An 8,244-nucleotide genomic window follows, 5' to 3' on the forward strand; every position below is an offset into this window, starting at 1 on the left:
GGATTTGTGTATAAGAGACAGGTCCGCAGGCCCGCCCGCGCCCAGGCGGCCGCGGTCCCCGGCTCTCCCCGCAGCCGGGCGAACCCGGGCCCCCCCGCCCCCGGCCGCCCCCGCCGGGGGGGGGCCCCCGCGGCCCCCCCACGGAAGGTGAGTTGAGCGTCACCCACGGCTATGGACGGCCGTCGGCGGTCCGTGGCGTCAGCGTGCGTCGTCCGGCAGGAGCCGGGCCAGGGTGCGGACGGCGCGGTACTGGAGGGTCTTGATCGCGCCCTCGTTCTTGCCCATCACCCGCGCGGTCTCGGCGACCGAGAGGCCCTGCAGGAAGCGCAGCGTCACGCACTCCTGCTGCTGGGGGTTGAGGCGGCGCACGGCGTCGAGCAGTGCGGCGTTCGAGAGGGACTCCAGGACGGAGTCCTCGGGGCTGCGCTCGACCTCGTTGGCGTCGAGCATTTCGCCGGTGGTCACTTCGAGGCGGAAGCGGCTCGACTTGAAGTGGTCGGCGACCAGGTTGCGGGCGATCGTGACCAGCCAGGCGCCGAAGTCGCGGCCCTGCCAGGTGAACGTGCTGATGCGGCGCAGGGCGCGCAGAAAGGTCTCGCTGGTGAGGTCTTCGGCGGTCGCCTTGCCGCCGACGCGGTAGTAGATGTAGCGGTAGACCGTGTCGCTGTACTGGTCGTAGAGACGGCCGAAGGCGTCGGACTCGCCGGCCTGGGCGCGCTCGACGAGATCCATCATGCGTGCGCTGTCGCTGTCCGCGGCGGGACGGCGGTGGGTGGGGGTTGAGGTGGCGGCAGAGGCGGAACGAGTCCGTCTGCTGACCGCCGCGCCGCTGTCCGCCAGGGCGTAGAGCGGCCCGGCGGGTGTGGGGACGGCAAATGCGGGGACGGCGGGGCCGGCGTACGCGGTGGGGACGAAGCCGCGCAAGCGGTCGGCGACCGTTGCGCGCAGCGTAGCCAGGCCCGAGGCGTCAACCCCGACGTGTGGGTACACGGGACTCCCAGAGGCAGAGCTTCCATCACGTGCAGTACGGGACCGTTCACCCGTCGTAGCGACGTGTGGGGTCCGTTATGCGTCTGAGGAGAATAACGCTTCGTACAGGCGGCGCTACACCCAGTTGCTTAAATCACCGATTACGTCGCTTGTGTTACCGATCCGTGCCCGTTTAAGTAGCAGACAGTGAGCGGTTGTTGATCGGGTTGGTTCACATTCCGTCTAAGCGCGGGGCGTGTTGTGGCCGAGTGCCACCAACGGGACTGGCGGGAGCCCGGTCGGGGTAGGACCGAGAGAATGTTCAGTGGCGGCGGCGGTGCAGGGCGATGGCCGCGGCCGTGCCGCCCGCGATCGCGCCGACGCCCGCGGCGGCCGGGATGCCGACCTTGGCGGCCTTGCGGCCGGTGCGGTAGTCCCGCAGGCGCCAGTCCCGCTCGCGGGCGTGCTTGCGCAGCTTGGCGTCGGGATTGATCGCGTACGGATGCCCGACGAGCGAGAGCATCGGGATGTCGTTGTGCGAATCGCTGTACGCGGCGCAGCGGGCCAGGTCCAGGCCCTCCGCTGAGGCGAGCGCGCGCACCGCCTCGGCCTTGGCGGGGCCGTGCAGGGGCTCGCCGACGAGCTTGCCCGTGTAGATGCCGTCCACGGACTCGGCGACCGTGCCGAGCGCGCCGGTCAGGCCGAGGCGGTGGGCGATGACCGTGGCGATCTCCACCGGGGCGGCCGTGACCAGCCAGACCTTCTGGCCCGCGTCGAGATGGGCCTGGGCGAGGGCGCGCGTACCGGGCCAGATGCGCTCGGCCATGTACTCGTCGTAGATCTCCTCGCCGATGGACATCAGCTCGGCGACGCGGTGGCCCTTGACGATGGAGAGCGCGCTGTCGCGGGCGTCCTGCATGTGCTCGGGGTCCTCGACGCCGGCGAGCCTGAACCACGCCTGCTGCCAGGCGAATCGGGCCAGTTCCTGGCGCTCGAAGAACTTCCGCTTGTAGAGGCCGCGGCCGAAGTGGAAGATCGCGGCGCCCTGCATCACGGTGTTGTCGAGGTCGAAGAAGGCGGCGGCCTTGTCGTCGCCGACGACGGGGAACTCCGGCTCCTGGTCCTGTTCGTCGGGCGCGGCCTCCGCCAGTTCCTCCAGCTCCTGGGAGGACTTGCGCGCTGCCTCAGCCGAGGCCTCGCCTGCCAACACGCTCCGCGCCGTGGCGGAGCGCCTACGGGGGGTGAGCCATCCGAGAGCGGCCATGCCGTGAGCATAGCTAGTTCGTTCGGTGGTTCCGGAGTCGGCAGGATTCGACCCTGTGAACTCTTCGCGGCGGCACCGTTAAACGGACGGGCCGCGCGGCGCGTCGGCGGGGCGAGAATGGTGTCATGAGCCCGATTTTTCGCCGTACGGAGAAGAAGCGTCCGCAGGACCGGACGGTCACCTTGATCGGCAAGCCCGGCTGCCATCTGTGCGATGACGCACAGCTGGTGATCGAGAAGGTCTGCGGCGAGCTGGGAGTCGCCTGGGAGAAGAAGGACATCACGCAGGACGAGGAGCTCAACCGGGCTTACTGGGAACAGATTCCGGTGGTTCTGGTCGACGGTGAACAGCACACCTTCTGGCGGGTGAACGAAGATCGGCTTCGACGCACGCTCGCCCCGTAGTCCGAATCGAGACCGATCGAGACTGACTGAGGAGTCCAAGTGGCCCGAAAGGTCCCTTAGGATCGTGGGCGGTTTTGGTCTCGGGGGCGATGATCGTGAGGAGAGTGTGCGGTTTTGCCCCCATCAAGTGAGCAACGCCGCCGTCTGTGCGCCGGTTCCAGGATCGCGTGCCGGGGGCGCGTGACCCCGGTCACGTTGGCCGGGCAAATCGGACACCATCTTTGTGCACGCGTTCACAAAGACATAGCCTGCATTCGACGGGGCGGTCTGGGGACGTGTGACCGCCTGCAGCCCCGCTCTACCCGCAGGAGCACCGTGGCAACTGGCCGAACTCACCGACCGGCGACCCGCAGCCGAGGGATTCCCGAGGCCACCGTCGCCAGGCTTCCGCTGTACCTCCGAGCCCTCACCGCACTGTCGGAGCGCTCGGTGCCCACGGTCTCCTCCGAGGAGCTCGCGGCCGCCGCGGGGGTCAATTCCGCGAAGCTGCGCAAGGACTTCTCGTACCTCGGTTCCTATGGGACGCGTGGTGTGGGCTACGACGTCGAGTACCTCGTCTACCAGATCTCCCGCGAGCTCGGTCTGACCCAGGACTGGCCGGTAGTGATCGTCGGTATCGGTAACCTCGGCGCGGCGCTTGCCAATTACGGCGGGTTCGCCTCGCGTGGCTTCCGTGTGGCCGCGCTCATCGACGCCGATCCGGCCATGGCGGGCACGCCCGTCGCGGGCATGCCGGTGCAGCACACCGACGAGCTCGAGAAGATCATCAAGGACAACGGCGTCTCCATCGGCGTCATCTCGACCCCGGCGGGCGCCGCCCAGCAGGTCTGCGAGCGGCTCGTCGCCGCCGGTGTGACCTCGATCCTGAACTTCGCGCCCACCGTTCTGTCCGTGCCGGACGGTGTCGACGTACGCAAGGTGGACCTCTCCATCGAGCTGCAGATCCTCGCCTTCCACGAGCAGCGCAAGGCCGGTGAGGAAGCGACCGCGGAAGGTGCCGCGGCGCCCGCCGACGCCAAGCAGCAGCGGAAGGGACCCGACGGGGACGTCCCCGCCGTGATGCCGGCATGAGTCTCCTTGTCGTAGGGCTGAGTCATCGCAGTGCTCCGGTGAGCGTGCTGGAGCGGGCCGCGCTCGCTCCCGATGCGCAGGCCAAGCTCCTGCAGGACACGCTCGCCGCCGAGCCCGCCGCGGAGGCGGCCGTGCTCGCCACCTGCAACCGCATCGAGCTGTACGCCGACGTGGACAAGTTCCACGCGGGCGTCGCCGAGCTGTCCACGCTGCTCGCCCAGCACAGCGGCGTGGGGCTTGAGGAGCTCACCCCTTATCTGTACGTCCACTACGAGGACCGAGCCGTCCACCACCTGTTCTCGGTGGCCTGCGGCCTGGACTCGATGGTCGTCGGCGAGGGGCAGATCCTCGGGCAGATCAAGGACACCCTGGCGCGTGCGCAGGAGCTGCACACCGCGGGGCGCCTGCTCAACGACCTGTTCCAGCAGGCCCTGCGGGTCGGCAAGCGCGCGCACTCGGAGACCGGGATCGACCGGGCCGGGCAGTCGCTCGTGACCTTCGGCCTCGAGCAGCTCGCCGGGCGCGAGCCGGTCGAGGCGTGGGCCAAGGGCAAGCGCGCCCTGGTCATCGGCGCCGGATCCATGTCCTCCCTGGCCGCGGCGACGCTCGCGCGGGCCGGGGTCGACGAGATCGTCGTCGCCAACCGCACCCTGGAGCGCGCCGAGCGGCTCGCCGCCCTGCTCGGAGAGCAATATGGACGCAGCCTGACGGACGGCGGCCACGGCACCAGCGCCCGCGCCGTCGCGATGGACCAGGTGGCGGCCGAACTGACACGTGCCGACGTGGCGGTTTCCTGCACCGGGGCCACGGGTCTCGTCCTGACCGCCGAGGCCGTCGCGGCCGCCGTCACGGACCGCACCGGCTCGCCCGCCGTCGTGGCGGCGCCGCGTACGCCCGCGGCCGGCGCCTCCGCGCCCCACGGTGCCGACGACGCCTGTCCGCTCGGCCTCTCCGGCGCGGGTGCGCCGTCGGGGGCCGGCGCGGAAGCGACCGGTGGCTCGCTCGACGGTGCGGCCGTCAACCGCGGCGTCGGGTTCTCCGTCATGGGCGAGGACGCCGTCGCGGGGATGGACGCCGCGACCCTGGAGCAGCACGCCGCCTGGGTCGACAACGCGCCCGCCGAGCGCCGTGACGATGAGGCCGTCGACCTGCGCGCCGAGGCCGGCACCATCACCGCGCTCGCCGCGGCCGTGACCGCCACCGGGCGGGTGCCCGAGCGCCGCGGCCCCTCCATGGTCGAGACCGGGCACGTCCTGCTCGCCCTGCTCGACCTGGCCATGCCCCGCGACATCGACGGCGCCGTGCACCGCATCGACGGCGTACGCCTCGTCGACATCGAGTCGCTCGCCGAGGCGTCCGCCGACGCCCCGATGGCCGACGACGTGGAGCAGGTCCGCGCGATCGTCTCCGACGAGGTCGCGGCCTTCGGCGCCGCGCAGCGGGCCGCGCACATCACGCCGACCGTGGTCGCCCTGCGCACCATGGCCGCCGACGTCGTCGCCGGCGAGATCGCCCGGCTCGACGGACGGCTCCCCGGACTCGCCGAGAAGGAGCGCGCGGAGATCACGCAGACCGTCCGCCGCGTCGTCGACAAGCTGCTGCACGCGCCGACCGTGCGGGTCAAGCAACTGGCGGGCGAGCCCGGCGGCGCCGGGTACGCCGACGCGCTGCGCACCCTCTTCGACCTCGACCCGCAGACGGTCGCCGCCGTCAGCAGGGCCGACAACCTGAACAACCAGAACGACCAGATCGACCGGCACGACCAGCACGACGAGAACAACGACCCGAATCGAGGCCGGGCATGACCGAGAGGGCACTCAGGCTCGGGACCAGGCGCAGCAAGCTGGCCATGGCCCAGTCCGGCCAAGTGGCCGAAACAGTGAGCCAGTTGACGGGCCGTCCCGTGGAGCTCGTGGAGATCACGACGTACGGCGACACGTCGCGTGAGCACCTGGCGCAGATCGGCGGCACCGGCGTCTTCGTGACCGCCCTGCGCGACGCGCTGCTCGCCGGCGAGGTCGACTTCGCCGTGCACTCGCTCAAGGACCTGCCGACCGCGAAGCCCGAGGACCTGGTGCTGGCCGCCGTGCCGCTGCGCGAGGACCCCCGCGACGTACTGATCGCGCGCGACGGCCTGACCTTCGCGGAGCTGCCGAACGGCGCGCGCATCGGCACCGGTTCGCCGCGCCGCATGGCGCAGCTGAACGCCTATGCGCGCAACCATGGCATGACCATCGAGACCGTGCCGATCCGCGGGAACATCGACACCCGCATCGGATTCGTGCACAAGGGGGAGCTCGACGCCGTCGTGCTCGCCGCCGCCGGACTCCACCGCGTCGGCAGGATCGACGAGGTGACCGACTTCCTGTCGGTCGACACAGTTCTGCCCGCCCCCGGCCAGGGGGCACTGGCGATCGAATGCGCCGCGTCCAACGCGTCGCTGACCGCCGCGCTCGCCGAGCTCGACGACCCGTACACCCGGGCCGCCGTGACCGCCGAGCGATCCCTGCTCGCCGCCCTGGAGGCCGGCTGCAGCGCACCTGTGGGTGCGTTGGCCGACCTTCTGGCCGACGGGCAGATTGTCAAGGAAATGCGCCTGCGCGGCGTCGTCGGAACAACCGACGGCTCGACGCTGGTGCAGCTGTCCACCACCGGTCCCGTGCCCGAGACGCATGACCAAGCCTTGGCGCTCGGCCGCGAACTCGCTGCCGAGATGCTTGCCAAGGGCGCGGCCGGTCTGATGGGGGAGCGAGTACTTTGAGCCCCACCTCGAACCTTCCCGGCCTTCCCGCACACGGGCACGTCACCTTCCTGGGTGCCGGACCCGGAGATCCGGGACTGCTCACTCTGCGCGCTGTCGAGGCGTTGGCCCGGGCGGACGTCCTGATCGCCGAGCCGGATGTGCTCGACGTCGTGCGCGCGCATGCCCGGGGAGGTGTGGACACACCTCACCCTCAGGCAGTTGACGACGCGTCAGCTACCACCGATGCGCCTTCCCTGCGGGCCGCGGCCAATCTTGTCATGGAGGCAGCGAGGGGCGGCAGGCGGGTCGTGCGTGCCGTCGGCGGCGACCCCGGCCTCGACACGTACGCCGCCGAGGAGATGCTGGCCTGCGCCGCCGCGGGCATCTCCTTCGAGGTGGTGCCCGGCATCGCCGCGGCGGTCGGTGTGCCCGCCTACGCGGGTGTTCCGCTGCGCGACGCGCAGGGCACCGACGTGCGTTTCGTCGACGCCCGCACCGCTTCCGACCGCTGCTGGAGCGAGGTCGGCGCGTCCGACGGGACCGTGGTGGTCTCGACGGCGCTCGACTCCGTCGCGGCGGCCGCCGGTGAGCTGGTGGCGGCCGGGCGCAAGCCCGACACCCCGATGACGGTGACCGTCGCCGGTACGACGACGCGCCAGCGCACCTGGACCGCGACGCTCGGCACCATCGCGCAGGTCCTGAAGCAGGCGAAGGTGCTGCCCTCGCCCGACGGCGGGCAGCCCGTCATAGCCGTGGTCGGTGAGCGCTCCGCCGCCGCCCAGCGCGACCAGTTGTCGTGGTTCGAGTCGAAGCCGCTCTTCGGGTGGCGTGTGCTCGTACCGCGTACGAAGGAGCAGGCGGCCTCGCTCTCCGACCAGCTGACGTCGTACGGCGCCGTGCCGCACGAGGTGCCGACGATCGCCGTCGAGCCGCCGCGTACGCCGCAGCAGATGGAGCGTGCGGTCAAGGGGCTCGTCACGGGCCGTTATGAGTGGATCGCTTTCACGAGCGTGAATGCCGTCAAGGCCGTACGCGAGAAGTTCGAGGAGTACGGGCTCGACGCCCGTGCCTTCGCCGGGATCAAGGTCGCGGCGGTGGGCGAGCAGACCGCTGCCGCGCTGATCGCCTTCGGTGTGAAGCCCGATCTGGTGCCGAGCGGTGAGCAGTCGGCCGCGGGCCTCCTTGAGGACTGGCCGCCGTACGACCCCGTCTTCGACCCGATCGACCGGGTCTTCCTGCCGCGTGCCGACATCGCCACCGAGACGCTGGTCGCCGGGCTCATCGACCTCGGCTGGGAGGTCGACGACGTCACGGCCTACCGGACCGTGCGGGCGTCGCCGCCGCCGGCGGAGACGCGTGAGGCGATCAAGGGCGGCGGCTTCGACGCCGTGCTCTTCACCTCCTCTTCGACCGTGCGGAACCTGGTCGGCATTGCCGGCAAGCCGCACAACGTGACCGTCATCGCGTGTATCGGCCCCGCCACGGCGAAGACCGCCGAGGAGCACGGGCTGCGGGTGGACGTGATGGCTCCCGAGCCGTCGGTCCACAAGCTGGCCGAGGCGCTGGCCGAGTTCGGTTCCCGCCGCAGGGCGGCCGCGCTGGAGGCCGGTGATCCCGTCACGCGGCCGAGTGAGCGGCGGCCGGGGTCCCGTAGGCGGCGTACGGCACCCTGACTCCGCGGGGCGGGCGGAGCCGGGCGTACCGTAGTCACCGGCTTCGCCGAGTTCGTCCTCAAACGCCGGACGGGCTGGGGGTTACCCGCCCGTGCGGCGGTTCGGGGTGGAGGGTGTGTC

At 71.1% G+C, this 8,244-nt stretch carries 7 protein-coding genes; 5 read left to right on the forward strand and 2 right to left on the reverse strand.

The window, feature by feature from the left end:
* Window positions 1–198: 198 nt before the first annotated feature.
* Both ACFWY6_RS42215 and ACFWY6_RS42220 read right to left on the reverse strand, forming a co-directional pair.
* The gene (locus ACFWY6_RS42215) at window positions 199–990 is read right to left on the reverse strand and encodes an ECF subfamily RNA polymerase sigma factor, BldN family (protein ID WP_266863626.1); all 792 of its coding nucleotides are present in this window, start codon (window positions 988–990) and stop codon (window positions 199–201) included.
* A gap of 301 nt (window positions 991–1,291) precedes the next feature.
* Window positions 1,292–2,233 carry an HAD family hydrolase gene (locus ACFWY6_RS42220; RefSeq protein WP_384702229.1) on the reverse strand — a complete coding sequence of 314 codons (942 nt, stop codon included), beginning with the start codon at window positions 2,231–2,233 and terminating at the stop codon, window positions 1,292–1,294.
* 125 nt (window positions 2,234–2,358) lie between these two features.
* On the opposite strand from ACFWY6_RS42220, the gene ACFWY6_RS42225 reads away from it, so the two are divergent.
* The 5 genes from ACFWY6_RS42225 to ACFWY6_RS42245 all read left to right on the forward strand — a co-directional run bounded on the left by ACFWY6_RS42225 (window position 2,359) and on the right by ACFWY6_RS42245 (window position 8,124).
* Complete coding sequence (locus ACFWY6_RS42225; RefSeq protein ID WP_266863622.1) at window positions 2,359–2,637, forward strand: glutaredoxin family protein; 279 nt, start codon at window positions 2,359–2,361, stop codon at window positions 2,635–2,637.
* 315 nt (window positions 2,638–2,952) lie between these two features.
* The gene (locus ACFWY6_RS42230) at window positions 2,953–3,708 is read left to right on the forward strand and encodes a redox-sensing transcriptional repressor Rex (protein ID WP_384702234.1); all 756 of its coding nucleotides are present in this window, start codon (window positions 2,953–2,955) and stop codon (window positions 3,706–3,708) included.
* The gene (locus tag ACFWY6_RS42235; RefSeq protein WP_384702237.1) at window positions 3,705–5,513 is read left to right on the forward strand and encodes a glutamyl-tRNA reductase; all 1,809 of its coding nucleotides are present in this window, start codon (window positions 3,705–3,707) and stop codon (window positions 5,511–5,513) included. Before ACFWY6_RS42230 ends, ACFWY6_RS42235 begins: the two co-directional genes overlap by 4 nt.
* Window positions 5,510–6,469: a hydroxymethylbilane synthase gene (hemC, locus tag ACFWY6_RS42240; protein ID WP_384702240.1), complete on the forward strand. Its 960-nt coding sequence runs from the start codon at window positions 5,510–5,512 to the stop codon at window positions 6,467–6,469. The genes ACFWY6_RS42235 and hemC overlap by 4 nt, the downstream gene beginning before the upstream one ends.
* Window positions 6,466–8,124 carry a uroporphyrinogen-III synthase gene (locus ACFWY6_RS42245; RefSeq protein WP_384702243.1) on the forward strand — a complete coding sequence of 553 codons (1,659 nt, stop codon included), beginning with the start codon at window positions 6,466–6,468 and terminating at the stop codon, window positions 8,122–8,124. Before hemC ends, ACFWY6_RS42245 begins: the two co-directional genes overlap by 4 nt.
* The last annotated feature ends 120 nt before the right edge of the window (window positions 8,125–8,244 follow it).

Source organism: Streptomyces sp. NPDC059037, from assembly GCF_042740015.1.
Taxonomy (GTDB): Bacteria; Actinomycetota; Actinomycetes; order Streptomycetales; family Streptomycetaceae; genus Streptomyces.